Below are 24,133 nucleotides of genomic sequence, written 5' to 3'. Positions count from 1 at the left end.
ACTTAGGGTTCCGCCCTGACGGCGGGTCACTTTCGAAAAGCGTGTACGGACCGGACACATGGTTGACACCTGTGCGGAGACATAGTGGACACATTATGCGCCGTAGTCAGGGTTATTCACGTCGAAGGTCCGTAAGAAGTGATGGCAGAAATAGACGTCAAACAAGCCATCGCTTTCAGCGTTAGGGCGTATTGCGATGTGCTGTCCTACCAGTCCTTTGGCGATGCTGAAGTAGCGTTTCTGGAAGCGAAATCGACTGTGATACACCTTGGCCAACACATCATCCGGGCCATATTCAAACTCTGACAGTTGCTGCGGATACGCCCAGGGGCTGCTCCGATAGCGGTCCATAGGCACCTTGTAGCCCAGCGCCTGATGGGGGCGCTGCAGGTTATAAACCTCACGCCATCGATCAAAAGCCGATTGAGCGTCCATTAGCGTGGAAAAATGACGCCCATCCAGCACTTCTGCTTTGAGCGAGCGGTGGAAACGTTCGATCTTTCCATTGGTTTGAGGATGGCGAGGACGGCTGAAACTGATCCGGATCCCCAGGCGAATCAGCCAGATACTCAGCTCTGTCACTTCACCCGGATTGCGTGGCGAGCCCCAGGGTGGGCCGTTATCGACGTTGATACGCGCCGGCAAGCCATAGCGTTGGAAAACCTCGATCATCCTCTCCTTCACCGTGGCTCCCCGTTCGTTGTCACAAGCCTCAATGGCTAGGCTGAACCGAGAATGATCGTCCAGCAGGGTCAGGGGATGGCACCGACCTTGTTGCAGCGCAAAATGCCCTTTGAAATCCATCTGCCAAAGATCATTAGGCGCGTCGTGTTCAAATCTCAGCGTTGCCGATTGCTCTCTCTGAGAGGGCTGGATCAGGCCGTGCCGGTGCAAGACATTGGTGACGGTGCTGGGGGCGATACGTTTTTCCAACAGGCTGCTAATCGTGCGTCCGCCCCATGCCGGATGGGCCAGCCTAAGGGCCACGACTTGCGCCTCCATGGCGACCTGCGTCAGTTTGGGGCTGGTCGCGGGTCTGCGAGATTTCTCTTGCAGACCAGGCTGACCATGCGCCTTGTAGCGATCTAGCCACTTGTAGGCTGTTTGCGGGCTGATACCGAATCTTCGACACAGCTCACGTTTATTGCTGCCGGGTTGCCGTGCTAAGGCAACGAACTCTTCTTTCAGGCTCATGGCATCTCTCGTAGTCCAGGGCATGATGGCTTTCCGGCGAAATTGGCTCGCTGGAAAGTGTCAACCATGTCCCCGCACACCCGTCAACCATGTGTCCGGTCCGTACAAAAAGCGCGAAAGTAACCAAAGCGCTCCTGCCCCACCACTCGGCACCTCGCTTAGGCTCGGTGTGCCCTCACTCCGGCATTGCTCCGCGGGCCGCCGCGAAGGGCCATCCATGGCCCAGCGCGGCTACCTCGGCATCCATGCCGAGGTGCCCACTGCGCAATGCCTGCGTTCGGCCAGCGTGGTTAATGGGGCGCCGAGATCAACGTCCACTGCGAGGCGGCCTGATAGCCGACCTGGTTCTTGATGGGGATCGCGCTCCCCCAGGTGTTTGTGTCGTGTGTAGCTGCTGTGAACACCCACAACCCCATGTGGGAGCGAGCTTGCTCGCGATAGCGATGGCCCAGCCACATAGATGCTGGATATATCCCCGCCCTTGCTTTGCTTTAGATCTTGATCTTGATCTTGATCTTGATCTAGGCGCCCCGTTAAACCACGCTGGCCGAACGCAGGTATTGCGCAGTGGGCATCCCGGCATGGATGCCGGGATAGCCGCGCTGGGCCATGGATGGCCCTTCGCGGCGGCCCACGGAGCAATGCCTGCGTTCGGGCATGCCGAGCCTAGGCGAGGCACCGAGTGGTGGGGCATGTACGGGACAACCACATGGGTTACAAAAAAGTGCATTCACATAGGTGACACTTTTATTGAAACATAGCCGTTCTTTGCGTCCCTGGCATTGACGTGACCTAGGATCACCGGACCGAAGATCACATTCCATACCCCGTCCTTGATCATCTCCATTCCAATGTTCTGATGCCTGAGCAGATTCCCCACGTATATCCGCAGACCGGCTCGATTAATAATTCCGCTACCATCTGCCAGGTAACACTCAATGTGGCTCGCATACCCCATTTCCGGTAGCTTCTCTGGATAAGCTCGAGTGGAGGGTGTGTAACAAGAGGCGGGAGTTTTCTGGCCGAGTGCCTCGTGTCCTCGTTCGTAATTGTAGTGCTGCATAAATCGATCAAAGTGTTTTTGCTGCGCCTCCCAAGCAATTGCCGGCGGTTGGGGAAAGGTACTTTTCAATGTCCGGTGCATACGTTCATGACGTCCATTTTGGTCTGGCCGACCGGGCTCAATTCGCTCAGGAATAATCCCAAGGCGTAACCACCAGATTGACAATTGCGACAGCCCCGCACGTCCTGTACTGGCAAACGGCACGCCGTTATCGGTGCGGATGCGCTCAGGCATCCCATACTCACGAAAAACGCGCTCGAAGGTTTGCTGGGTCTCCTTGAGATTGGTATTGGCCATGCTCTCGCAGGCAAGCAGGAAGCGACTGGCATGATCCATGATCGTCAGCGGATAACACCAAACGCCCGCCCCGGTAAGAAATTGCCCCTTGTAATCTGCGCTGAAAAGCTGATTAGGCGTTTCTGCCTTACGCAAAGGCTTGGGATAGACAGCGACACGCTGACGCGACGGTCTAGGCGTGATCAAGTCAGCGGCCTTAAGGATGTTGTAAATCGTCGTTTTCGACGGCGGATCCTGCCCCGGAAAACGTTTCATCAAGTCGTTCTGGATCTTTTTAGGGCCTGGAATCGTTTCGCCAACAGAACGAAGCTCAATGATGGCCTGCCTCACAACCAGCGGTACCACATAGGTTTGGTTGTGCCGTCGGCGGCTACGTTCGTCGAGCCCACTGGGTCCCTCCAGCTCATAGCGCTCGACCCACTTGTAGCCAGTCTTTCGGCTGATCTGATAGTCCTGGCACAGCCGGCTAAAGCTGTGCTTTTCGGATAGATACTCAGCGATGAACATCACTTTGAGGTCCATAGGTTTCAGCTCTCTCCAGAGCATGGTCAGATCCTCGCGAAATCGACCCTGCCAGTTAAAAACTGTTACCTATGTGCGTGAACTGATTTGTAACCCATGTGGGTGAGTCATACCGGCAAGAGCGTTTTGCTTACTTTTGCGCTTTTCAAAAGTGAGCCGCTGTAAGAGCGGAACCGCCAGTAGCCGTTACCGCAGCAACGGATATACACACCAATCCACCAATAAATGCAGCCAAAAAAAATGCCCACATCTCACGACACAGGCATTTTCCTCAGCGAACAGCGAACAGATCACCCGCTCCGCTACTTCACCACCTTAAGACTAGGCCTACCGCTAGGCCGCGGCGGCTCGTCATCCGGTGGTGGCAGGTCATCATCCGGCTCGAACTCTTCTTCACCGTCCAACGGCGCTTCCAGCTCAAACACCATACCCTGACCATTCTCCCGGGCATAAATCCCCAGAATCGCAGCAACTGGCACGTACAGGGTGTGCGGCACACCACCGAAGCGCCCTTCAAAGCTGACGGCGTCATTATCCATGTGCAGGTGACGCACAGCGGCTGGCGACACGTTCAGGACAATCTGCCCATCATTGGCAAAACCCTGCGGCACCTGCACCGACGGAAATTCGGCATTGACCAACATGTGCGGGGTGCAATCATTGTCCACAATCCACTCGTAGAGCGCGCGGACCAGATAAGGTCGACTGGAGTTCATAGCGGCTCCCTAAGCCTTAGCGCATGTCACGTTCGACACCAGACAGACTCGCCTGGAAAGCCTCACGCGCGAATTGGCGCTCCATATAATCAAGCAGCGGCTTGGCAGGCCGCGGCAGTTCGATACCCAGAATCGGCAAACGCCAGAGTATGGGCAATAGGCAGCAATCCACCAGACTTTGTTCCTCACTGAGGAAAAACGGCTTATCGACGAATAGCGGCGATACGCCAGTCAGGCTTTCACGCAATTCCTTGCGTGCCACGACCCGCGCCGGCTCCTTGGTCCGGGAATCCAGGATCAGATCCACCAACCCGCACCAGTCACGCTGGATGCGATGGATCAGCAAACGGCTATTGGCACGCGCGACAGGGTACACCGGCAGCAAAGGCGGATGCGGATAACGCTCATCCAGATATTCCATCACCACGGTCGACTCCCACAATGCCAGGTCACGATCGACCAGCGTAGGCAGGCTGCCGTAAGGGTTCACCTCGATCAGCTTCGGCGGCTGACGGCCCGCTTCGACGTAAATGATCTCGGCGCTGACACCCTTCTCTGCCAGTACGATGCGTACCCGGTGGGAATAGTGGTCGGCGGGGTCGGAGTAACAGGCCAACCGATTGGTCACGCCCATGGCGATCCTCCTCGCTTGTTGAAATTATCGAAAAACGGAAAAACGAGCGCGCCCAGAGGGCGTCTCCCGTAACACCTGGCTGGCCAGGCTCGTTACATTAGAGACGCCCTTGGGCGCGCACGATTAACAGCAACGGCTTACAGCTTTATCAATGCACGTCTTTCCAGTATTCACGCTTGAGCAGGTACGCGAATACGAAGAAGAACGCCAGGTACAGCAATACATAGGTACCGATGCGCTGATGCTCCAGCTTCACCGGATTGGCCGAGTAGGCCAGGAAGGTCACCAGGTTCTTGACCTTCTCGTCGAACTGCTCCGGCGTCAGGCTGCCGGTGTTCGGCAATACAGTCAGCTGGTCGCAGGCTTCATGAGTCAAAGCAGTGCCGGTCAGCGGGTCGAATTGCTTTTTGCCGCCCTCAACGATCTGAACCTGTTTGCAGCCTACCACCTGGCGCCCCTGGAGGCCGACCAGTACGTTAGGCATGCCGACGTTCGGGAAGACCTTGTTGTTCACGCCCCATGGACGCGCAGGATCTTCGTAGAACGAACGCAGGTAACCATAAAGCCAGTCAGTCCCACGTACACGGGCGACAAGGGTCAGGTCCGGCGGCGCGGCACCGAACCAGGTCTTGGCATCCGCAGGCTGCATGCCGATGGTCATGTGGTCGCCCAGCTTGGCACCGGTGAACACCAGTTTCTCGAGCATCAATTCATGAGGAATGCCCAGGTCATCGGCAACACGCTCGTAGCGCTGGAACTTGGCACTGTGGCAACCCATGCAGTAGTTGGCGAACGTACGTGCGCCGTCCTGCATGGCAGCTTTGTCGGAAACGTCGATGTCGACCTTTTCCAGCTCTGGACCACCGTGTTCAGCCGCGAAGGACAATACAGGCATGGCAGCAAGAATCAGTACAGCAAATAGCTTTTTCATCAGCCAGTCACCCTTTCCGGAACCGGTTTGGTCTTCTCGAGCCTTGTGTAGAACGGCATCAGAATGAAGTAGGCGAAGTACAGGAAGGTGCAGACCTGCGACAGCAGCGTCCGACCCGGCGTTGGCGCCAGCACACCCAACACACCCAGGATCACGAACGAGATGCAGAACACCACGAGCCAGATCTTGCTCAGCCAGCCTTTGTAGCGCATCGACTTGACGGGGCTGCGGTCCAGCCACGGCAGGACGAACAGCACTGCGATGGCCGCGCCCATGGCGATAACGCCCATCAGCTTGTCCGGGATCGCCCGCAAAATCGCGTAGAACGGCGTGAAGTACCAGACCGGGGCAATGTGCTCAGGGGTCTTGAACGCGTTCGCCTGCTCGAAGTTCGGCTTCTCGAGGAAGTAACCACCCATTTCCGGGAAGAAGAACACGATGGAACAGAAGATGAACAGGAAGACCACCACGCCGACGATATCTTTCACGGTGTAGTACGGGTGGAAGGCGATGCCATCCAGCGGTACGCCGTTCTCGTCCTTGTGCTTCTTGATGTCCACGCCATCGGGGTTGTTCGAGCCGACTTCGTGCAAGGCCAGGATGTGCAGAACCACCAGGCCAAGGATCACGATCGGCAGGGCGACCACGTGCAGGGCAAAGAAGCGGTTCAGGGTAATGCCCGAGATCAGGTAGTCACCGCGAATCCACTGGGTCAGGTCGTCACCGATGACCGGGATCGCACCGAACAGCGAGATGATCACCTGGGCACCCCAGTAGGACATCTGGCCCCACGGCAGCAGGTAGCCCATGAAGGCCTCGGCCATCAGCGCCAGGTAGATCAGCATGCCGAAGACCCACACCAGCTCGCGAGGCTTCTGGTACGAACCGTAGAGCAAGCCACGGAACATGTGCAGGTAGACCACGATGAAGAACGCCGAAGCGCCGGTGGAGTGCAGCAGACGCAGGATCGAGCCGTACTCGACGTCGCGCATGATGTATTCGACGGAGGCAAACGCTTCTTCCGCCGACGGGGTGTAGCTCATGGTCAGCCAGACACCGGTGACGATCTGGTTGACCAGAACGAGCAGCGCCAGGGAGCCAAAGAAGTAGAAGAAGTTGAAGTTCTTCGGAGCGTAATACTTGCTGAGATGGTCTTCCCACATTTTGGTCGCGGGAAAGCGCGCATCAACCCAATCCATGAATTTGCTCATCACGCTTTCTCCGTATCGACGCCAACGACAATGATGTCATCGGTCTCATAGGAATGCGGGGGAACTGGCAGGTTCAGAGGTGCAGGCTGCGACTTGTAGACGCGACCGGCCAGGTCGTAGTGGGAGCCGTGGCAAGGGCAGAAATAACCACCGACCCAGTCCTTGCCCAGGTCGGCAGGCGCCACTTCAGGGCGGAACGTTGGCGAGCAACCCAGGTGCGTACAGATCCCGATCAGCAGCAGGACCTCTGGCTTGATCGAACGCGTCTGCGGGTCGACATAGGTCGGTTGCGTAGAGTTCTTGGAGGACGGGTCGGACAACTGACCCTCGATCTTTTTCAGATTCCCCAGGATTTCCTCTGTACGGCGGACGATGAATACCGGCTGGCCGCGCCACTCAGCAATCATCTGCTGGCCTGGCTCGATCTTGCTGACATTCACTTTCACCGGTGCACCTGCGGCTTTCGCCTTGGCACTGGGAAACCATGACCCCACGAACGGGACCGCAGCCCCCACCGCTCCTGCAGCACCCACCACGGATGTGGCTGCTACCAGGAAGCGACGCCGGCCTGCATTCACGCCGTCATTGCTCATTCAGTCCTCTCCCATCAGCTTTGTGGCCTGTTAGATCAGGCGTCTACTAAGTAAAAATCTGAACTTATAAAAATTTTGCCGAATGGTAATGAAAAGCCCCAATTCTGACAAGGTAATTACCAAGCGGCCAAACCGCCAAGCCTTGTAGTATAGGGGCTCTACGAATGTGGCAAGTTGTCACAGAGCAATTCTTTTGCCCATAAAAAAACGCCCAGCTCCGTGAGGAACTGGGCGCCTTTTGAAAGCGGAAGCGAAATTAACGCTTCGAGTACTGCGGACGCTTACGCGCTTTACGCAGACCGACTTTCTTACGTTCAACTTCGCGAGCATCGCGAGTTACGAAGCCGGCTTTGCGCAGAGCACCACGCAGAGTCTCGTCGTAATCCATCAGGGCGCGAGTGATGCCGTGGCGGATTGCGCCAGCTTGACCACTTACACCACCACCGATAACGGTGACGTAGATGTCGAATTTTTCGACGGTCTCGGTCAGTTCCAGCGGCTGACGAACTACCATGCGGGCAGTTTCGCGGCCGAAGAAGTTATCCAGGGAGCGGTTGTTGATGGAGATATTACCAGTGCCCGGACGCAGGAAAACGCGTGCGGTTGCAGTCTTGCGACGGCCAGTGCCGTAATTTTGAGTCGCCGACATAATGAACTATTCCGTTAAAACTTCAGTTCTTGGGGCTGCTGAGCAGTATGAGGGTGAGCAGCGCCCGCATAAACCTTCAGCTTACGATACATGTCGCGACCCAGTGGGTTTTTAGGCAGCATGCCTTTAACCGCGGTCTCGATCACGCGCTCAGGGGCTTTGGCGATCAGCTTTTCAAAGTTGATCGACTTGATGCCGCCAGGAAAACCGGAGTGGGAGTAGTACATTTTGTCAGTGGTTTTAGCGCCAGTAACACGTACTTGCTCAGCGTTGATCACGACGATGTAGTCACCGGTGTCAACGTGAGGGGTGTACTCAGGCTTGTGCTTGCCACGCAGACGGCTCGCGATTTCGGTGGCCAGACGACCCAGGGTCTGACCAGCAGCGTCGACGACAAACCAGTCGCGCTTTACTGTTTCCGGTTTAGCAGTAAAAGTTTTCATTCTTTATAGCCTCAGGGGCCGCCCTGTAAATTAGACGGCGGATCTTACTGAATAGTGCGTACTTTGACAAGTCAAAGGCAGCCGGATACAGACGCTTTCGGGGGCTCGGGTCGGCGCGTCCGTTCAACGGCAAGATTCTTCGGCGGCGGCGCATCACTTCCACTGCAGAAAGAGGTGCGCAATTATGCAGATTGCGAAAAATATTTCAACCTGCTTTTATGATTGTTTTGCCCAAGGAGTTCCCGATGGACTATCGCCCGCTAGGCCGTACCGATCTGAACGTGAGTGCCCTGTGCCTCGGAACCATGACCTGGGGTGAGCAGAACAGCGAGGCCGAGGCCTTCGCCCAGATCGAACGCGCCAAGGGTGCCGGCATCAATTTCATCGACACCGCCGAGATGTACCCGGTGCCGCCCAAGGCCGAAACCTACGCCACCACCGAGCGCTACATCGGCAATTACTTCAAGAGTCGCGGCGATCGTGCCGACTGGATCCTGGCGAGCAAGATCGCCGGCCCCGGCAACACTATCGACTACATCCGCGACAAGAACCTCAAGCACAACCGCCGCCACATCGTCGAAGCCGTGGACGCCAGCCTCAAGCGCCTGCAAACCGACTACATCGATCTCTATCAGTTGCACTGGCCGGAGCGCAGCACCAACTTCTTCGGTCAACTGGGCTACCAGCACAAGGCCGACGAAACGTTCACCCCGCTGGAGGAAACCCTCGAAGCCCTGGACGAACAGGTTCGCGCCGGCAAGATCCGCCATATCGGCCTGTCCAACGAAACGCCGTGGGGCACCATGAAGTTCCTTGCCCTGGCCGAGGCCCGTGGCTGGCCGCGAGCGGTGTCGATCCAGAACCCGTACAACCTGCTCAACCGCAGCTTCGAGATCGGCCTGTCGGAAATCGCCATTCGCGAGCAATGCGGCTTGCTGGCTTATTCGCCACTGGCGTTCGGCTTCCTGTCGGGCAAGTACGAAAACGGCGCACGGCCCGCCAAGGGCCGCCTGACGCTGTACAGCCGCTTCATGCGTTACTTCAACCCGCAATCGGAAGCGGCGTGCAGCCGTTATGTGGCCCTGGCCCGCGAACATGGCCTGGACCCGGCGCAGATGGCCCTGGCGTTCGTCACCCGGCAGCCGTTCGTGACGAGCAACATCATTGGCGCCACCACGCTGGAGCAACTGGACAGCAACATTGCCAGCTTCGACCTGAAGCTGTCGGACGCAGTGCTGGCGGGGATCGAGGCGATCCACAAGGATCAGCCCAACCCGGCCCCTTGATCGATTCATGGATCGTTCCCACGCTCTGCGTGGGAATGCCGCCAGGGACGCTCCGCGTTCCGCTTCTGGAGGGTGACGCAGAGCGTCACGGGATGCATTCCCACGCAGAGCGCGGGAACGATCACGCGGCATTACAGCGACCGCGCAATGATCTCCTTCATGATCTCATTGGTCCCGGCATAGATCCGCTGCACCCGCGCATCCGCCCACGCCCGGGCAATCGGGTATTCCCACATGAAGCCGTAGCCGCCATGCAACTGCACGCACTCGTCGAGCACCTTGCATTGCAGGTCGGTGCCCCAGTACTTGGCCATCGCCGCCGTCGGCACGTCCAGCTTGCCTTGCAGGTGCAACTCCAGGCAGCGGTCGACGAAGACCCGGCCGATCTGGATTTCGGTGGCCATTTCCGCGAGCTTGAAACGGGTGTTCTGGAAGTCCGCGATGGATTTGCCGAATGCCTTGCGCTCGCGGGTGTAGTCCAGAGTCCATTGCAGCGCCGCTTCAGCCGATGCCAGGCCGCCAATGGCGACGGTCAGGCGCTCCTGGGGTAGCTCCTGCATCAAGTAGGCGAAGCCCATGCCGGCCTGCCCCAGCAGGTTCTCCTTCGGCACGCGGACATCCTGGAAGAACAATTCCGACGTGTCCTGGGCCTTCATGCCGACTTTTTCCAGGCGTTTGCCCTTTTCAAAACCCAGCGTGCCCGCCTCCACCAGGAACAGGCTGGTGCCCTTGGCGCCGGCCTTCGGATCGGTCTTGGCGACCACGATCACCAGGTCCGCCAGGAAACCATTGGTGATGAACGTCTTCGAGCCGTTGATGACGTATTCGTCGCTGTCCAGCACCGCCGTGGTCTTCACCCCTTGCAGGTCGGAACCGGCGCCCGGCTCGGTCATGGCGATGGCCGTGACCATTTCGCCAGACACCAGTTTCGGCAGGTACTTGTGTTTCAGCGCCTCACTGCCGTAATGCAGAATGTACGGCGCGACGATGTCGGAATGCAGCGAGAACCCGATCCCCGTCAGCCCCAGGCGGCCGATTTCCTCGATCACCACCGTGCTGTAGAGAAAATCGGCGTCCAGCCCCCCATAGGCTTCTGGAAGGTGCGAGCACAACATGCCCGCCTCCCCTGCCTTGTTCCAGAGCTGGCGATCGACATGTCCCTGTTTTTCCCACTGGCTGTGGTACGGCACGGCTTCTTTTTCGAGGAAGGTTCGTACGCTGTCGCGAAACAATTCGTGTTCGGGACTGAACAGTGTTCTGGGGATCATGGCGCACCTTTGGTTTTTGTTGGGCGTGGTTATCCGACAGAGCCTAAGCCTGCGGGGTACGACAGGACACTGGACACATCCGACAAAAAATAAGACGATCCAGCCGTCTGGTGACCACTTTCCCCTATAAAAATAAAGATGAATTATGTCTATGCACGCCTCCACGCCCTTGCGGCGCGTCAGCATCCTGGCAATCGACCGGGTCTTCGCCTCGACCCTCATGCAAGCCAAGGATTTTTTCCACCTGGCCAGCCTGCGTTATGGCAAACAACTGGGCCACGGCCTGACGCCGGCTTTTGAAACCCGACTGGTCAGCCCCGATGGCAAACCGGTGAACAGCTTCAGCGATGTAATCATGCCGGTGGACGGTGGCCTGGAAAACACCGATGTCATCATCCTGCCGGCCTTCTGGGATGATTTCGCCACCCTCTGCCAACGTTATCCCCAGGTCCTGCCTTGGCTGCGAGAACAACACGCGCGCGGCGCGGTACTCTGCGGCGAAGCCACCGGGGTGTTCTGGCTGGCGGAGGCCGGGTTGCTCGACGGCAAGGAAGCCACCACCTACTGGCGCTTCTTCAATGCCTTCAAGGAACGCTTCCCCCAGGTACACCTGAACCAGGACAAGCACCTGACCGACGCCGACAACCTGTTCTGCGCCGGCGGCACGACCTCAGCCTGCGACCTCTACATTTACCTCATTGAACGCTTCTGTGGCGCCAACGTCGCCCAGGCCGTGGCGCGGGACATCTTGTATGAGGTGCAACGCAGCTATTCGCCAGGACGGATCGGCTTCGGCGGGCAGAAACTGCACCAGGACGTGATCATCCTCCAGATCCAGCAATGGCTCGAAGAGCACTTCGCCGATAAATTCCGCTTCGAGGATGTTGCCCGGGAACATGGCATGAGCATCCGCAATTTCATGCGCCGCTTCCAGACCGCCACGGGCGACAAACCGCTGCATTACCTGCAACGGCTGCGGATCGAAACCGCCAAGGGCCTGCTCTCCGGCAGCCGCAAGAGCATCAAGACCATCAGCTATGAAGTTGGCTATGACGACGCGAGCTTTTTCGCCCGACTGTTCCGGCAACATACCGACCTGTCGCCGAACCAGTATCGGCAGCAGTTTCAGCAGGCGGCGTAGCCCGAGGGCTGGCAAGCTCCCTCCCACAGGGTTATGCCGTGAACGGCTGATTCCACGGGCACAAAAAAGGCCTGCAATCGCAGGCCCTTCTTTTTTCCGAATTGCCCTACGGCTTATGCGCCCGCGCCAGGAATTCGTGGGACTGCATTTCCAGCAAACGACTCAAGGTCCGCTGGAACTCGAAGGTCAAGCGGCCGCCGGTGTAGAGGTCCTTGAGTTCGACTTCGGCCGAAATGATCAGCTTCACGTTACGGTCGTAGAACTCGTCGACCATGTTGATGAAACGGCGGGCGATGTCGTCGGTGGTGACGCTCATCTGCTCGACATTGCTCAGCAGCACGGCGTGGAAGATCTTGCCCAGTTCGATGTAATCGTTCTGGCTGCGGGGCCCGTCGCACAGTTCGCGGAAGTCGAACCAGGCCACGTCATCGCACGTACGCACGGCACGGATTTCGCGATTTTCGATGACCAATACATCATTTTCCACGGCCTGGGTGCATTCCGGCGTCAGGGCGCGGAAGCTCTTGCGCAGGCTTTCTTGGGCAGCGGCATCCAACGGAAAGTGGAACAGCTCCGCTTGTTCGAGGTGACGCAGGCGGTAGTCGACGCCGCTGTCGACGTTGACGATTTCAGTGTGCTCCTTGATCAGCGCGATGGCCGGCAGGAAGCGCGCCCGCTGCAGGCCGTCCTTGTACAGGCCGTCCGGCACGATGTTCGAGGTGGCGACCAGGGTCACGCCGTTCTTGAACAGTTCTTCCATCAAGGTGCCCAGGATCATGGCGTCGGTGATGTCGGACACGAAGAACTCATCGAAGCAGATCACCCGGGTCTCGTTGGCAAAACGCTTGGCGATGATGGTCAGCGGGTTCTTCTCGCCGCCCAGGGTCTTCATTTCCTCGTGCACGCGCTTCATGAAGCGGTGAAAGTGCGTGCGTGTCTTTTCCTTGAACGGCAACGCCTCGAAGAAGGTGTCCACCAAGTAGGTCTTGCCACGGCCCACGCCGCCCCAGAAATACAGGCCCTTGACCGGTGCCTGCTCTTTTTTGCCGAACAGTTTGCCCAACAGGCCCGGCTTGTTGTTCGAGGCCGCGACCAGGTCGTCGTACAGGCGCTGCAAATGCCGCACCGCCGTTTCCTGGGCTGCGTCGTGGAAGAACTCCGGGCGTTTCAGATCTGCTTGATATCGTTCTAGGGGCGTCATATTCGTTAGCAAGGCAACAAAAACGGGCCGTCACTGTAGCGACGGCCCAGAGGAATGGCAATCGGCCCTTACTCGGGCCGATGGTCGGATGACGTGCCGGATCAGTCCTGGGCAGGCGTCAAGGCAACACGCAGCGCATCGACGGCGGCATCCCGCGCGGCGCTGTCAGCAAAAGCCGGGCTATTCGCCACGCACTCGCCGTCGAGCCAGACGCTGAAACCCAGGTCGTCGCTGCGTACATCCAAGGGCTGGCCGGACTGCAATTGCTTGGTCACCTGCCCCGCGGTCTTGCCGTCGGCAAAATGGTTCGACAGCAACAGCTGCTCGCCGTCGGCGGACAGCAGTCGGAAGCGGAAACTGCCGTCGTCTTCGCGAAAACTGACGAAGCGTGCTGTCTTGGCGGCTTTCTTCTTGGTGCTGGCGGCCACCTGGACCTGGCTGACAAACGAACGCAGGCCAACGGCCTCGCGCAGTTCGTTGAGGAACGGCGTTGCCACGGCCCGGGCTTTTTTCGCGCCCAGTTGCAGGATGTCTTCAAGGTCCGATGGACGCTCGATGAACTGGTGATAGCGCTCGCGCGCTTCACCCAGCTCGCCGTCGAGCAACTGGAACAGGCGGTTCTTGGCTTCGCCCCAACCCAGGCCCTGCAGCAGTTCGTTGCGGAACTCGGCAGACTGTTCGGCAGTGGCGAAGGCCTGGAACAGGGTGAACAGATGCGAATTGTCCGGATCCTTGGCTTCGCCCGGGGCACGCGAGTCGGTGACGATCCGCGAGATCGCGTCCTTCATGTCCTTGGCGCTGCTGAACAACGGGATGGTGTTGTCGTAGCTCTTGGACATCTTGCGGCCATCGAGGCCCGGCAGCGTGGCGACGCTTTCTTCGATCAGCGCCTCGGGCATGGTGAAGAACTCCTTGCCCTGGCCGAACAGGTGGTTGAAGCGCTGGCCGATGTCGCGGGCCATTTCCACGTGCTGGATCTGGTCGCGACCGACCGGCACCTTGTGGGCGTTGAACATCAGGATGTCGGCGGCCATCAACACCGGGTAGCTGTACAGCCCCATGGTGATGCCAGCGTCCGGGTCTTCGCCGGCCTCGACGTTCTTGTCCACCGACGCCTTGTAGGCGTGGGCACGGTTGAGCAGGCCCTTGGCGGCGACGCAGGTCAGCAGCCAGGTCAGCTCCGGGATCTCGGGAATATCGGACTGGCGATAGAACGTCACGCGGTCCACATCCAGGCCACCGGCCAGCCACGTAGCGGCGATTTCCAGGCGCGAACGCTGGATACGCAGCGGGTCATCGCACTTGATCAGGGCGTGGTAGTCAGCCAGGAAGTAGAACGAATCGGCGTTGCTGTCGCGGCTGGCGAGGATCGCCGGACGGATGGCGCCGGCATAGTTGCCCAGGTGCGGGGTGCCGGTGGTGGTGATGCCGGTCAGGATACGGGTACGCGTCGTCATGGGTTATCGCTTGTCAGACTGCTGTCAATTCGAGAGGCGCGGCAGGATCAGATCCTTGAGATCGGTCAGCTTGCCATGAAAAAAGTGTCCGCATTCTGCCACTTTCAGCAGCTCATGGGGACGTTGGAGCGTGTCGGACCATTCGTAAACCAATTGCGGATCGACCACTTCGTCGGTTTCCGGCTGGATCACGGTCAACTGGCCGCTCATCGGTAAGGGCGACTGCTCGTCCAGGCGCATCACCGCCGGGGCCACCATGAACAGGTGCTTGACCGGCTGCCCCTGGGCTTCCAGGCGCCCGCCCAGGCTGGCGGCGACGAAGCCACCGAAGGAAAAGCCGAACAGTGTCAGGGGCAATTGCGGGTATTTTTCCCGCAGCCATTGCGCGACAGCCTGGGCGTCGTCCACTTCTCCGGTGCCCATGTCATGATTGCCGGCACTGGCACCTACGCCACGATAATTGAAACGCAACGTAACCAGGCCAGTATCGCGGGCAGTGCGTTGCAGGGTCGAGACCACTTTGTTGAGCATGGTCCCACCCTGCACCGGGTTCGGGTGGCAGATCAGCGCCAGGCCACGGGGAGCCTCGCTGTCCAGGTACAAGGCTTCCAGTTGGCCCACCGGGCCATCGATGACTACAGGGGTTTCGCGCATAAGCAAGGGAAAGAACTCCGTGACCTCGAATAGGGTCGACTCGTCTAGCTAAAGTCTGTGCCTGGCATGATTGCGATGTTCTTCGCGGTATACAGCGCAGGTCCGAGCCGTTAACGTAAAGCAAAGCCGTTTATAGAGGAAGGACTCGTGGAACACTCGCTCTTAGTTTGGTTGTTGCCGACTCTTGCCCTGGTTGCCGGTGTCGCCATTGGATTCCTGCTTGCCCGACTGCTGCCCAACGCGGTGCCCAACAGCACGCAACGTCAGCTGGACGACATCCAGGAACGTTTCGACAGTTATCAGAATGAAGTGGTCACTCACTTCAACAGCACCGCGTCCCTGGTGAAAAAACTCACCCAGAGCTACCAGGAAGTCCAGGATCACTTGTCCGAGGGTGCCAATCGCCTGGCCCTGGACGAGCAGACTCGCCAACGCCTGCTGGCTGCCCTGCACGCCGATTCAGCGCAGGCTCCACGGGAACGCCTGACCCCGCCAAAGGATCAGGAACCGCCCCGGGACTACGCCCCCAAGGCCCCGAATTCGCCCGGCATGCTCGATGAGCATTACGGTTTGAAGAAGTAATCGCCAAGCAACAACCAAAAGCCCGCCCGATCACATGATCGGGCGGGCTTTTTTATGGGTTTCAGATCCGTTGTGGCGAGGGAGCTTGCTCCCGCTCGATTGCACAGCAATCGCAAAAAAGGGACCGCTTCGCGGCCCAGCGGGAGCAAGCTCCCTCGCCACGGGGTGTTTTTGCCTGAAGTATTTTTCTCAGCTTAAGCCAACACCTCTCCCGCCACTTGATCGACAGCACCTTTGGTGATGTCGACGATCAAGTCTGCATCCTCGCGGGTCAGGATCAGTGGCGGGGCGAAGCCCAGGATGTCACCGTGGGGCATGGCGCGGGCGATCATGCCGCGTTCCAGGCAAGCCGCCGAGACTTTCGGGCCGACCTTGAGTGCCGGGTCGAACGCCGTGCGCTGTTCACGGTCGGCCATGAATTCCACCGCCGCCAGCATGCCGTCACCACGCACCTCGCCCACCAGCGGATGACCTTCAAGGGTTTCACGCAGGCGACGATTCAGGTAGCCGCCAACATCCTCGGCATTGGCCGTGAGGTTTTCCCGTTCAAGAATGTCGAGGTTCGCCAGTGCCGCCGCCGCGCAAATCGGGTGCCCGGAATAGGTCCAGCCATGGCCCATGGCCCCTTCGGCCTGGGAGGCTTTTTCAATCACGCTCCAGACCTTTTCCCCGATGATCACCGCCGACAAGGGCGCATAGGCACTGGTCAGGCCTTTGGCGGTGGTGATCAGGTCCGGCTTCATGCCGTAACGCTGGCTGCCCATCTTCGAACCGAGGCGGCCGAAGGCGCAGACCACTTCATCGGCGATCAACAGCACGTCATATTTTTTCAGCACGGCCTGGATCGCATCCCAATAACCGGCCGGGGGAACGATGATGCCGCCGGTGCCCATCAGCGGTTCGCCGATGAACGCCGCCACGGTGTCCGGGCCTTCGGCGAGGATCATTTTTTCCAGCTCATCGGCGCAGTAACGCACGAACGTCGCTTCGTCCATGCCCGCCGGGGCCTTGCGATACCAGTGGGGGCACACGGTGTGCTTGACCCCTTCCACCGGCAGGTCGAAATGTTGGTGGAAGGTCGCCAGGCCGGTCAGGCTGCCGGTCATGATGCCCGAGCCATGGTAGCCACGGTCGCGGGAGATGATTTTCTTCTTCTGCGGTCGGCCCAGCACGTTGTTGTAGTAGCGCACCAGCTTGACCTGGGTTTCATTGGCATCGGAGCCGGACAAGCCGTAATAGACCTTCTTCATGCCCTCCGGCGCCCAGTCCATGATGCGGCTGGACAGCTCGATGATCGCCTCGCTCGAATGGCCGACGTAGGTGTGGTAGTAGGCCAGTTCCTTGGCCTGCTTGTAGATGGCGTCGGCCACCTCGGTGCGGCCATAGCCGATGTTCACGCAGTAGAGGCCGGCAAAGGCGTCGATGAAATCCCGGCCCTCATGGTCGCGGATGCGGATGCCTGACGCACTCTTGATGATCCGCCCCTTGAGCGCGCCGCTGGCGTGGTCGTGAGCGTGGGTCGAGGGGTGCATGAAATGCGCACGGTCTTGTTCGAACAGCGTGTTGAGTTCTTGGCTCATGCGGGCTCTCCTGGGAACTGGCCTTGATGGTGCAGGCAGAAATATTTGGTTTCGACAAAGGGCTCGAAGCCCTCGCTGCCACCCTCGCGGCCGAGGCCCGAGGCTTTCATGCCACCGAAGGGAATCGGGTGGCCGGTGAACTTGACGCCGTTGACCGCGACCATGGCATGGTCGAGACGGCGGATCAGCGGATAAATGACGTCCAGGCGGTTGGAACAAATATAGGCCGCCAGCCCGTACTCGGTGTCGTTGGCCATTTCGATGGCTTCGTCCAGGGTGTCGAACGGCATCACCCCGGCAATGGGCGCGAAGTTTTCTTCACGGTAGATGCGCATCTGTGGCGTGACATCGGCCAGCACAGTCGGTTGGTAGAACAACCCGCCCAAGGCATGGGCCTCACCGCCCACCAGGCGTTGAGCGCCAAGGGCCAGCGCATCGGCGACGCGGTCAGCGGTCGCATCGAGCGCCGCCTGGTGCATCAACGGCCCGACCTCCACGTCCTGCTCCTGTTGATCGACCATGGCCGGCCCAACGCGCAAGGCGCGCACCGCTGCGGCGAAACGACTGAGGAATGCCTGGTATACCGGGCGCTGCACCATGATCCGGTTAGCCGCACAGCAGTCCTGGCCGGAGGTCTGGAATTTCGCCTCCACGGCGACTTTCACCGCCAAGGCCAGGTCGGCATCGGCGCAGACGATAAATGGCGCGTTGCCGCCCAGTTCCAGCGCGACTTTCTTCACGTCATGGGCTGCCGCCTGCAACACCAGCTTGCCCACCCGGGTCGAGCCGGTGAAGCTCACCGAGCGTACGCGACGATCCTTGACCAGGGTTTCCATGGCCATTTGCGGCTCGCCCAATACCACGTTGAAAACCCCGGCAGGAAAGCCTGCCTCCTCGGCCAGTTGCGCCAGGGCCAGTGCCGAGTAAGGGGTTTCGTGGGCCGGCTTGATCACCACGGTGCAACCGGCGGCCAGGGCGGCGGCGGCCTTACGGGTGATCATCGCCGACGGAAAATTCCACGGTGTCAGCAGCGCACAGACGCCTACTGGCTCCTTGATCGTACCCAGGTGCGCACTCGGGATATGGCTGGGGATGTTCTGCCCGTACAGGCGCCGGGCCTCCTCGGCGAACCACGGGATGAAGCTGGCAGCGTAGGCGATTTCGCCACGGGACTCGGCCAATGGCTTGCCCTGCTCCAGGCTGAGAATGTGCGCGAGGTCTTCGCTGTGTTCGACGATCAATGCCGCCCAGCGCCGCAGCAGTGCGCCCCGGCTCTCCAGGCTCTGCTCACGCCACGCCGGGAATGCGCGATGCGCCGCGTCCACCGCCGCGACAATCTGCGGCTGATCGAGCATCGGCACATGGCCGATGACCGTGCGGGTGGCGGGGTTGTGCACAGCGATACTGTGGCCGCTGTCGCTGTGGACCCAATGGCCGTCGATGTAGCAAAGCGCCTTGAACAGTAGCGGATGTTGGTAAGTCATGACGTTCACTCCAGAGCGTGTGCGTGAAGCCATGCTAGGGCAGCGGCGCTTGGGTAATCGGCTGTTTGCCGTGGGGCAAACCCTGGTTTTTTTCTGAATCGAGGGCGGCAAAAACAGGTTTTCTGCGGTGCTCAGGACGGCTCGGCCAACTCCGCCGGCAAGGCGCCGCTGGTCTTGATGGTCTTGGTGACGATGTAGGTGAAGTAGCGTTCGATGCCGAGGTCTTCCAGCAGCAGTTGATCGACGAAACGCTGGTAATAGTCGACGTCCGGTGCCTGGATCATCGCCAGGTAATCGACCCCGCCCCCGGTGGCGTAACAGAACGCCACTTCTGGCGCGGCGATCATGCGTTGCTCGAACCGGCGCATGTCCTGGGCGGTGTGGCGGGCCAGGGTGATCTCCACCAGCACCTGTTGGCGCTTGAACACCGCGCCCCAGTCGATCTGCGCCCGGTAGCCGTTGATCAACCCGGCCACCTCCAGCTTGCGCACCCGTTCCCAGGCCGGCGTCACCGACAGGTTGATGGCTTCGGCCAGGCTCGACTTGGTGATCCGTCCATCTTCGGCGAGGATTTGCAGGATCTTGAGGTCGTAGCGATCGAGTTTGTGCATGGGCGGGGCTCTCCAGTCAGTTCAGGCATCACACCGATTACTGTGGCGAGGGAGCTTGCTCCCGCTGGGGCGCGCAGCGGCCCCGATCTCGGTTCCGTCTGCCCCAGGCCGAAAAGCGACGACTGCTTCGCAGCCGAGCGGGAGCAAGCTCCCTCGCCACAGGGGGTGTGTCAGTTGAGGTGTATCAAGCCAACACATCGGCAATCACCACCAACGTATCGCCACACTGCACCAGCCCCGGAAAATGCCGGGCCGCCAGCAGGCCGCTGCGGGCGGCGCGGTATTCGACTGGGGCGATGCCGCTGCGGGTCGTGTCGTAGATGCGCGCCACCACCTCGCCCAGGGTCACGTGGTCCCCCAGGTCGCGGCACATTTCCAGCAAGCCATCGTGCTCGCTGGCGATGAAGCAACCGGCGTCCGGCATGTCGAGCACCAGCGACGGCTGCAACTCGATCGTGCCCCGCAGGATGCCGGCGTGAATCAACAGGTTGCGCACCCCACGCTCGGCAATCGCCACGCTGCGGGCCGTCGACGAACCGCCGCCGCCCAGCTCAGTGGTGACGAACACCTTGCCCTGGGACTCGGCCGCCGTGTCGTACATCGCCCCGGCGTCCAGCTCCAGCATGCGCATGCAATACGGCGCGTTGAACGCCAGCATCCCGGCCTCGCAGCGCGCTTGCTGCTGTTTGTCCGGCAAGACGTGGCAGGCGGCAAATGGCAGGAAATCCAAGGTCCGCCCGCCGGAGTGAATGTCCAGGACAATGTCGGCCAAGGGCAGCAGCGTGCGATTGAAATAGTCGGCGATTTTCTCGGTGACGGTGCCGTCCGGCCTACCGGGAAAACTGCGGTTCAGGTTGCCCTTGTCGATGGGCGAAGTCCGGCGTCCGGCGTGGAAGGCCGGGGTGTTCATGAACGGCACGATGATCACCCGCCCACACACGTCTTCAGCCGTCAGTTGCTGCGCCAGCTTGCTCAGGGCCACCGGGCCTTCGTATTCATCGCCATGGTTGCCACCGCTGAGCAGCGCCGTCGGACCGCTGCCGCGCTGGATGACCGTGATGGGAATCATCACCGCGCCCCAGGCCGAATCGTCCCGTGAATACGGCAGCTTGAGAAAGCCGTGCTGCACGCCTTCGCGGGTGAAGTCGATCGTGGCGCTGATGGGATTATTAGGCTGATCGGGCATGGCTCAATCCTTCACGAACAATTGACGGGGCACGTTGCACAGCGTCTCGACGCCAGTCTCGGTGATCAGGATGCTTTCGGTGATTTCCAGGCCCCAATCGTCCATCCACAGCCCCGGCATGAAATGGAAGGTCATGCCCGGCTGCAACACGCTGTTGTCGCCGGGGCGCAGGCTCATGGTGCGCTCGCCCCAATCCGGCGGATAACTGATCCCGATGGGGTAGCCGCAACGACTGTCCTTGTGGATGCCGAATTTCTCCAGCACCTTGAAAAACGCCACGGCGATGTCGCCCGTGGTGTTCCCTGGCTTGGCCGCGTCCAGGCCGGCGGCGATGCCCTCGACCACGGCTTTTTCGCCGTCGATGAAATGTTGCGGCGGCTTGCCCAGGTAAATGGTGCGCGACAGCGGGCAGTGGTAACGCTTGTAGCAACCGGCGATTTCAAAGAAGGTGCCGGCGCCCTTTTCGAAGGGTGAATCGTCCCAGGTCAGGTGCGGCGCACTGGCGTCGGCCCCGGTAGGCAACAGCGGCACGATGGCCGGGTAGTCGCCGCCATGACCGTCGGCGCCGAGGATGCCGCTGCTGTAGATCTCGGCCACCAATTCGTTCTTGCGCATACCCGGTTCGATGCGTTCCAGGATCCGGCTGTGCATGTTTTCGACGATGCGTGCGGCGATGCGCATGTAGGCGATTTCCTGGGGCGACTTGACGGCCCGCTGCCAGTTCACCAGGCCCACCGCATCCACCAGTTTTGCCTGGGGCAAATGCTTTTGCAGCGACAGGTACGCGGCGGCGCTGAAGTAATAGTTGTCCATCTCCACGCCGATGCTCAGCGCGCCCCAGCCACGGGCGATGATCACCTCGCGGGACAAGTAGTCCATGGGGTGGCGCTCGCGGGACTGCACATAGATGTCCGGGTAGCCGACGATGTTATCGGCCTGCATGAACACCGTGCGTTTTGCACCGTTGGCATCCTGGCCACGACCGAACCACACAGGCTCGCCCTCCAGTGCCACCAGCACGCACTGGTGCACATAGAACGACCAACCGTCATAGCCGGTGAGCCACGCCATGTTCGACGGATCGGTGACCAACAGCAGCTCCAGGCCCTGGGCCTGCATGGCCGCGCGAACCTTCGCCAGGCGTTGGGTGTATTCCTCCCGCAGGAACGGAAGATTGACGACGATCTCTGACATCCACCTGCCCTCTGTTCAATGTCTCATGAGAAAAATGATCTAGCGGCCGAACGCAAAGCCCTTGCCCGCCGCCCGTGCCCGCTCGAACGCCAGGTTGGCGATGGCGGTGTCCTGGGCGCCGGTGCCGGTCAGGTCGCAAAGCGTCACGTGCGCCGCATCGGAACGCCCCAGCCGCTGTCCCGCCAACACCCGCCCCAGCTCTGTCAACGCCAGGTCATCGCGAACGGTGCCGGCCAACAGGGCGTGATGCAGTTCGCCGAGCACGCGGGTCTGGCTCAGGCGATCGGCGACATAACAATCGACAGCCGCCAGGGCTTGCGGGGAAATCTCGTTCTTGTGTTCCGCGTCCGAGCCCATCGCGGTGATGTGCAGGCCCGGGTGCAGGTGCCGAGCTTCGATCAGCGGCTCGCGGCTGGGGGTGCAGGTGATGGCGATGTCCACGCCTTCCAGCGCGGCGTCGACACTGGCGCATGGCGTGACCGCCAGCCCTGTGTCGCGGGCCAGTTCGGCGCTGAACGCCCGGGCCTTTTGCGCATCGCGCGCCCAGACCCGCACTTCTTCGACGGGCCGCACCAGGCGCAGCGCCTGAAGTTGCAACGCCGCCTGCTCGCCGGCACCGATCAGCGCGACGCTGCGGCTCTCCTCGCGAGACAGGCAGCGCGCCGCCACCGCACCCGCCGCCGCCGTGCGTACGGCAGTGAGATAACCGTTATCCAGCAACAGCGCCTCCAGCAGACCAGTGCGCGCCGACAGCAACATCATCATGCCGTTGAGGCTGGGCAGGCCGAGCTTGGGGTTATCGAAAAAACCCGGACTGACCTTGATGGCGAAGCGTTCCAGGCCCGGCAGGTAAGCAGTCTTCACGTCCACTTCACCGTTATGTTCGGGGATGTCCAGCCGCAGGATCGGCGGCATCGCCACAGCCGCCGTCGCCAACAGCACGAAGGCCTGTTCGATGGCGTCGATGCTGGCCAGGTCGAGGGCCACGCAGCTGCGCAGGTCGGCTTCGCTCAATAGGGTGACTTCACTCATGACAGGCTCCGTTAGGGGTTATCAGGCGTTGGCGCCAGCGATCACGCGGGCATGGTGTTCGGTGTCGACGTTGCGCCCGCTGACCACCAGGACAATGGGGCCGCGCGGCTCGACCAGGCCGTCGAGCAGCGCCGCGATGCCCACCACGGCAGCCCCTTCGAGCACCAGGCGTTCGTGGTGATAGGCGTGGCGGATGGCATTGGCGATAGAGGCTTCCGAGAGCAGGTGTACGTCATCGCTCAGTTGCCGGGTCATGGCGAAGGTGTAGCGGTTGTCCAGGCCGATGCCGCCACCGAGGGAGTCGGCCAGCGTCGGCAGTTCTTCGATGTCCACGGGCTGCCCCGCGGCGAGGCTGGCGTGCATCGCGGCGCCACGGGCCATGCTGATGCCGTGGACTTGAATCGCTGGGTTCGCACTTTTGAGGGCCAGGGCAACACCGGCGAACAAGCCGCCACCGGACAACGGCACCAGGACCTGGGCCACCTCCGGTTGCTGCTCGAGGATCTCCAGGCCGAGGGTGCCCTGCCCGGCGATGATCGCCGGATGATCGAAGGGCGGCAAAAAGGTCGCGCCCTGCTCCCGGGCGATGCGCTCGGCCTCGCGCTGGGCATCGTCCTGGGACTGGCCGACGATGCACACCTCGGCGCCCAGGTCGCGAATCGCCTGCACCTTGTTGGCCGGCACCAGGCTCGACAGGCAGACAATCGCCTTGACGCCTTGTTGCGAAGCGGCATGGGCCAGTGCCCGACCATGATTGCCGGTCGAAGCCGTGACCACGCCTTGGGCCTTTTGCTCGGTGCTGAGCTGCGCCACTGCATTGCTCGCCCCGCGCAGCTTGAAGCTGCCGGTGATTTGCAGGGCCTCAAGCTTGAGATACACCGCCACGCCCATCAACCGCGACAAACTCGGGGAATGCTCCATGGGTGTACGCCGCACCAGCGACTCGATGCGCTGGCGAGCACGGTAGATATCCTGAAGCTGCAACACTGCCATGACCGCGTCCCGAGCTGATGTGTTGCGCGCAGTCTAAGAGGGCTGGATTGTGGTGATGAATGTACTAGGGCAATTTAATTTGCATTCATTGCCACCCGAAGCGATGAACAAAATCCATCAGGCGCCCCCTACCCCTGTGGCGAGGGAGCTTGCTCCCGCTGGGCTGCGCAGCAGCCCCTTCTCAACGGTCACTCAGTTGACATGGTCCACC

General features: G+C 60.4%; 24 protein-coding genes. 3 read left to right on the top strand and 21 right to left on the bottom strand.

What is annotated here, in order from left to right:
• Window positions 1-93: 93 nt before the first annotated feature.
• From BLT00_RS23550 to rplM, 10 genes are all read right to left on the bottom strand, one after another.
• Complete coding sequence (locus tag BLT00_RS23550; protein ID WP_092146064.1) at window positions 94-1,218, bottom strand: IS481 family transposase; 1,125 nt, start codon at window positions 1,216-1,218, stop codon at window positions 94-96.
• A 509-nt stretch (window positions 1,219-1,727) separates the two neighbouring features.
• Window positions 1,728-1,853, bottom strand: a complete 126-nt coding sequence (locus BLT00_RS32240) for a tannase/feruloyl esterase family alpha/beta hydrolase (RefSeq protein ID WP_256572786.1) — start codon at window positions 1,851-1,853, stop codon at window positions 1,728-1,730.
• Window positions 1,854-1,924: 71 nt separating this feature from the next.
• Window positions 1,925-3,100 (bottom strand): integrase core domain-containing protein, encoded by a 1,176-nt coding sequence (locus tag BLT00_RS23545; protein WP_092149513.1) that lies wholly within the window; start codon window positions 3,098-3,100, stop codon window positions 1,925-1,927.
• A 278-nt stretch (window positions 3,101-3,378) separates the two neighbouring features.
• Window positions 3,379-3,792 (bottom strand): ClpXP protease specificity-enhancing factor, encoded by a 414-nt coding sequence (locus tag BLT00_RS23540; protein WP_053124982.1) that lies wholly within the window; start codon window positions 3,790-3,792, stop codon window positions 3,379-3,381.
• A gap of 16 nt (window positions 3,793-3,808) precedes the next feature.
• Window positions 3,809-4,426: a glutathione S-transferase N-terminal domain-containing protein gene (locus BLT00_RS23535; RefSeq protein ID WP_003178195.1), complete on the bottom strand. Its 618-nt coding sequence runs from the start codon at window positions 4,424-4,426 to the stop codon at window positions 3,809-3,811.
• A gap of 148 nt (window positions 4,427-4,574) precedes the next feature.
• The gene (locus BLT00_RS23530; protein ID WP_092149511.1) at window positions 4,575-5,357 is read right to left on the bottom strand and encodes a cytochrome c1; all 783 of its coding nucleotides are present in this window, start codon (window positions 5,355-5,357) and stop codon (window positions 4,575-4,577) included.
• Complete coding sequence (locus BLT00_RS23525; protein ID WP_063324476.1) at window positions 5,357-6,568, bottom strand: cytochrome b; 1,212 nt, start codon at window positions 6,566-6,568, stop codon at window positions 5,357-5,359. The genes BLT00_RS23530 and BLT00_RS23525 overlap by 1 nt, the downstream gene beginning before the upstream one ends.
• On the bottom strand, window positions 6,568-7,161 hold the full coding sequence (petA, locus tag BLT00_RS23520) for a ubiquinol-cytochrome c reductase iron-sulfur subunit (protein ID WP_060740746.1): 594 nt from the start codon (window positions 7,159-7,161) through the stop codon (window positions 6,568-6,570). Before petA ends, BLT00_RS23525 begins: the two co-directional genes overlap by 1 nt.
• A gap of 256 nt (window positions 7,162-7,417) precedes the next feature.
• Entirely contained in the window at window positions 7,418-7,810 is a 393-nt protein-coding gene (gene rpsI / locus BLT00_RS23515; protein WP_003205364.1) for a 30S ribosomal protein S9, read from the bottom strand.
• A gap of 14 nt (window positions 7,811-7,824) precedes the next feature.
• Window positions 7,825-8,253 (bottom strand): 50S ribosomal protein L13, encoded by a 429-nt coding sequence (gene rplM, locus BLT00_RS23510; protein ID WP_003205365.1) that lies wholly within the window; start codon window positions 8,251-8,253, stop codon window positions 7,825-7,827.
• Between the two features lie 245 nt (window positions 8,254-8,498).
• On the opposite strand from rplM, the gene BLT00_RS23505 reads away from it, so the two are divergent.
• The gene (locus tag BLT00_RS23505) at window positions 8,499-9,539 is read left to right on the top strand and encodes an NADP(H)-dependent aldo-keto reductase (RefSeq protein ID WP_092149508.1); all 1,041 of its coding nucleotides are present in this window, start codon (window positions 8,499-8,501) and stop codon (window positions 9,537-9,539) included.
• Window positions 9,540-9,670: 131 nt separating this feature from the next.
• Here BLT00_RS23505 and BLT00_RS23500 read toward each other — a convergent pair whose 3' ends face one another.
• Window positions 9,671-10,807 (bottom strand): acyl-CoA dehydrogenase family protein, encoded by a 1,137-nt coding sequence (locus BLT00_RS23500; RefSeq protein WP_092149504.1) that lies wholly within the window; start codon window positions 10,805-10,807, stop codon window positions 9,671-9,673.
• A gap of 244 nt (window positions 10,808-11,051) precedes the next feature.
• On the opposite strand from BLT00_RS23500, the gene BLT00_RS23495 reads away from it, so the two are divergent.
• Window positions 11,052-11,948, top strand: coding sequence for a GlxA family transcriptional regulator (locus BLT00_RS23495; protein WP_170862044.1), 897 nt, complete (start codon window positions 11,052-11,054; stop codon window positions 11,946-11,948).
• 106 nt (window positions 11,949-12,054) lie between these two features.
• Here the strand turns inward: BLT00_RS23495 and zapE are convergent, their stop codons facing one another.
• From zapE to BLT00_RS23480, 3 genes are all read right to left on the bottom strand, one after another.
• A complete protein-coding gene (gene zapE / locus BLT00_RS23490; RefSeq protein WP_092149498.1) occupies window positions 12,055-13,149 on the bottom strand; it encodes a cell division protein ZapE in 1,095 nt (364 codons plus the stop codon).
• Between the two features lie 101 nt (window positions 13,150-13,250).
• Window positions 13,251-14,606: a tryptophan--tRNA ligase gene (locus BLT00_RS23485; RefSeq protein ID WP_092149495.1), complete on the bottom strand. Its 1,356-nt coding sequence runs from the start codon at window positions 14,604-14,606 to the stop codon at window positions 13,251-13,253.
• A gap of 24 nt (window positions 14,607-14,630) precedes the next feature.
• Complete coding sequence (locus BLT00_RS23480) at window positions 14,631-15,260, bottom strand: alpha/beta hydrolase (RefSeq protein WP_092149492.1); 630 nt, start codon at window positions 15,258-15,260, stop codon at window positions 14,631-14,633.
• A gap of 147 nt (window positions 15,261-15,407) precedes the next feature.
• Between BLT00_RS23480 and BLT00_RS23475 the strand changes: the two genes are divergently transcribed.
• Window positions 15,408-15,842 carry a Z-ring associated ZapG family protein gene (locus BLT00_RS23475; RefSeq protein ID WP_046063603.1) on the top strand — a complete coding sequence of 145 codons (435 nt, stop codon included), beginning with the start codon at window positions 15,408-15,410 and terminating at the stop codon, window positions 15,840-15,842.
• 194 nt (window positions 15,843-16,036) lie between these two features.
• Here BLT00_RS23475 and BLT00_RS23470 read toward each other — a convergent pair whose 3' ends face one another.
• The 7 genes from BLT00_RS23470 to eutB all read right to left on the bottom strand — a co-directional run bounded on the left by BLT00_RS23470 (window position 16,037) and on the right by eutB (window position 23,922).
• A complete protein-coding gene (locus tag BLT00_RS23470; RefSeq protein ID WP_092149489.1) occupies window positions 16,037-17,422 on the bottom strand; it encodes an aspartate aminotransferase family protein in 1,386 nt (461 codons plus the stop codon).
• Window positions 17,419-18,906, bottom strand: coding sequence for an NAD-dependent succinate-semialdehyde dehydrogenase (locus tag BLT00_RS23465; protein WP_092149486.1), 1,488 nt, complete (start codon window positions 18,904-18,906; stop codon window positions 17,419-17,421). Before BLT00_RS23465 ends, BLT00_RS23470 begins: the two co-directional genes overlap by 4 nt.
• 131 nt (window positions 18,907-19,037) lie before the next feature.
• The gene (locus BLT00_RS23460) at window positions 19,038-19,517 is read right to left on the bottom strand and encodes an Lrp/AsnC family transcriptional regulator (protein ID WP_092149483.1); all 480 of its coding nucleotides are present in this window, start codon (window positions 19,515-19,517) and stop codon (window positions 19,038-19,040) included.
• A gap of 184 nt (window positions 19,518-19,701) precedes the next feature.
• The gene (gene doeB, locus BLT00_RS23455; protein WP_092149480.1) at window positions 19,702-20,703 is read right to left on the bottom strand and encodes a N(2)-acetyl-L-2,4-diaminobutanoate deacetylase DoeB; all 1,002 of its coding nucleotides are present in this window, start codon (window positions 20,701-20,703) and stop codon (window positions 19,702-19,704) included.
• A gap of 3 nt (window positions 20,704-20,706) precedes the next feature.
• Window positions 20,707-21,897, bottom strand: a complete 1,191-nt coding sequence (gene doeA, locus BLT00_RS23450; RefSeq protein WP_092149477.1) for an ectoine hydrolase DoeA — start codon at window positions 21,895-21,897, stop codon at window positions 20,707-20,709.
• Between the two features lie 39 nt (window positions 21,898-21,936).
• Window positions 21,937-22,929, bottom strand: coding sequence for a cyclodeaminase (locus tag BLT00_RS23445; RefSeq protein WP_092149474.1), 993 nt, complete (start codon window positions 22,927-22,929; stop codon window positions 21,937-21,939).
• A gap of 21 nt (window positions 22,930-22,950) precedes the next feature.
• Window positions 22,951-23,922, bottom strand: a complete 972-nt coding sequence (gene eutB, locus BLT00_RS23440; RefSeq protein ID WP_092149471.1) for a hydroxyectoine utilization dehydratase EutB — start codon at window positions 23,920-23,922, stop codon at window positions 22,951-22,953.
• Window positions 23,923-24,133: the final 211 nt, after the last annotated feature.

Origin of the sequence: Pseudomonas sp. NFACC51, assembly GCF_900103575.1 — a bacterium.
Classification (GTDB): Bacteria; Pseudomonadota; Gammaproteobacteria; order Pseudomonadales; family Pseudomonadaceae; genus Aquipseudomonas; species Aquipseudomonas fluorescens_Q.
This window is presented reverse-complemented; position numbering and strand designations above follow the sequence as displayed.

Excerpts from the sequence above, each read along its gene's own strand:
- BLT00_RS23550 (WP_092146064.1), bottom strand. The coding sequence starts at position 1,218 with ATGCCCTGGACTACGAGAGATGCCATGAGCCTGAAAGAAGAGTTCGTT.
- BLT00_RS32240 (WP_256572786.1), bottom strand. The coding sequence starts at position 1,853 with ATGCCCGAACGCAGGCATTGCTCCGTGGGCCGCCGCGAAGGGCCATCC.
- BLT00_RS23545 (WP_092149513.1), bottom strand. The coding sequence starts at position 3,100 with ATGCTCTGGAGAGAGCTGAAACCTATGGACCTCAAAGTGATGTTCATC.
- BLT00_RS23540 (WP_053124982.1), bottom strand. The coding sequence starts at position 3,792 with ATGAACTCCAGTCGACCTTATCTGGTCCGCGCGCTCTACGAGTGGATT.
- BLT00_RS23535 (WP_003178195.1), bottom strand. The coding sequence starts at position 4,426 with ATGGGCGTGACCAATCGGTTGGCCTGTTACTCCGACCCCGCCGACCAC.
- BLT00_RS23530 (WP_092149511.1), bottom strand. The coding sequence starts at position 5,357 with ATGAAAAAGCTATTTGCTGTACTGATTCTTGCTGCCATGCCTGTATTG.
- BLT00_RS23525 (WP_063324476.1), bottom strand. The coding sequence starts at position 6,568 with ATGAGCAAATTCATGGATTGGGTTGATGCGCGCTTTCCCGCGACCAAA.
- petA (WP_060740746.1), bottom strand. The coding sequence starts at position 7,161 with ATGAGCAATGACGGCGTGAATGCAGGCCGGCGTCGCTTCCTGGTAGCA.
- rpsI (WP_003205364.1), bottom strand. The coding sequence starts at position 7,810 with ATGTCGGCGACTCAAAATTACGGCACTGGCCGTCGCAAGACTGCAACC.
- rplM (WP_003205365.1), bottom strand. The coding sequence starts at position 8,253 with ATGAAAACTTTTACTGCTAAACCGGAAACAGTAAAGCGCGACTGGTTT.
- BLT00_RS23505 (WP_092149508.1), top strand. The coding sequence starts at position 8,499 with ATGGACTATCGCCCGCTAGGCCGTACCGATCTGAACGTGAGTGCCCTG.
- BLT00_RS23500 (WP_092149504.1), bottom strand. The coding sequence starts at position 10,807 with ATGATCCCCAGAACACTGTTCAGTCCCGAACACGAATTGTTTCGCGAC.
- zapE (WP_092149498.1), bottom strand. The coding sequence starts at position 13,149 with ATGACGCCCCTAGAACGATATCAAGCAGATCTGAAACGCCCGGAGTTC.
- BLT00_RS23485 (WP_092149495.1), bottom strand. The coding sequence starts at position 14,606 with ATGACGACGCGTACCCGTATCCTGACCGGCATCACCACCACCGGCACC.
- BLT00_RS23480 (WP_092149492.1), bottom strand. The coding sequence starts at position 15,260 with ATGCGCGAAACCCCTGTAGTCATCGATGGCCCGGTGGGCCAACTGGAA.
- BLT00_RS23470 (WP_092149489.1), bottom strand. The coding sequence starts at position 17,422 with ATGAGCCAAGAACTCAACACGCTGTTCGAACAAGACCGTGCGCATTTC.
- BLT00_RS23465 (WP_092149486.1), bottom strand. The coding sequence starts at position 18,906 with ATGACTTACCAACATCCGCTACTGTTCAAGGCGCTTTGCTACATCGAC.
- BLT00_RS23460 (WP_092149483.1), bottom strand. The coding sequence starts at position 19,517 with ATGCACAAACTCGATCGCTACGACCTCAAGATCCTGCAAATCCTCGCC.
- doeB (WP_092149480.1), bottom strand. The coding sequence starts at position 20,703 with ATGCCCGATCAGCCTAATAATCCCATCAGCGCCACGATCGACTTCACC.
- doeA (WP_092149477.1), bottom strand. The coding sequence starts at position 21,897 with ATGTCAGAGATCGTCGTCAATCTTCCGTTCCTGCGGGAGGAATACACC.
- BLT00_RS23445 (WP_092149474.1), bottom strand. The coding sequence starts at position 22,929 with ATGAGTGAAGTCACCCTATTGAGCGAAGCCGACCTGCGCAGCTGCGTG.
- eutB (WP_092149471.1), bottom strand. The coding sequence starts at position 23,922 with ATGGCAGTGTTGCAGCTTCAGGATATCTACCGTGCTCGCCAGCGCATC.